Below are 552 nucleotides of genomic sequence, written 5' to 3' on the forward strand. Positions count from 1 at the left end.
TAAGGAATTTTTGGTTAAAGAATATTTCATAAATGGCTATCAGAATTTACCAGTCAAACAAAAAAAGAACGGAAAACAGACTAGCAGATACGTTCACAAACTTGTTGCTGAACATTTTCTGGAAAAAAATAATGGAATCTGTGTTATTCATATAAACTATGACAAAACCGACAATCGAGTTGAAAATTTAAAGTGGGCTACAAAAAGAGAAAAAGAACTTCATCAATTTAGTCACCCTGATTGGAAAGAAATTGTCAAGAAAAGGAGCAAAAATATTGGCAAACTGAATGAAGGAAAAGTTAAGATTATTAAGCGTCAATTAAAAAACAAAAAAAATAGAATCAATAGGATTGCAAAACGTTTTGGAGTATCTGATATGCAAATTCATAGAATAAAAACAGGTGAAAATTGGAGTTCAGTAAGAGAATAAAAAACGTTGGGTAACATTGTATAAAAATAATGCGTAAGTTTATTCCTAAATCTAAAGTTAGTGCTTGTTTGCTTGCATCTGATTTTCCTTCGGAAAATCCTCGCACTCAAACTACGCACTAT

At 30.6% G+C, this 552-nt stretch carries 1 protein-coding gene; it reads left to right on the top strand.

The genetic code is table 11. The features are described 5' to 3' along the window. Positions 1 to 430, top strand: a 430-nt coding sequence (locus tag Q0857_RS16890; RefSeq protein WP_298538080.1) for an HNH endonuclease, incomplete at its 5' end; no start/stop codon positions are given. Between the last annotated feature and the right edge of the window lie 122 nt (positions 431 to 552).

Source organism: uncultured Algibacter sp. (assembly GCF_947495925.1).
In the GTDB taxonomy this organism is placed as follows: domain Bacteria; phylum Bacteroidota; class Bacteroidia; order Flavobacteriales; family Flavobacteriaceae; genus Algibacter_E.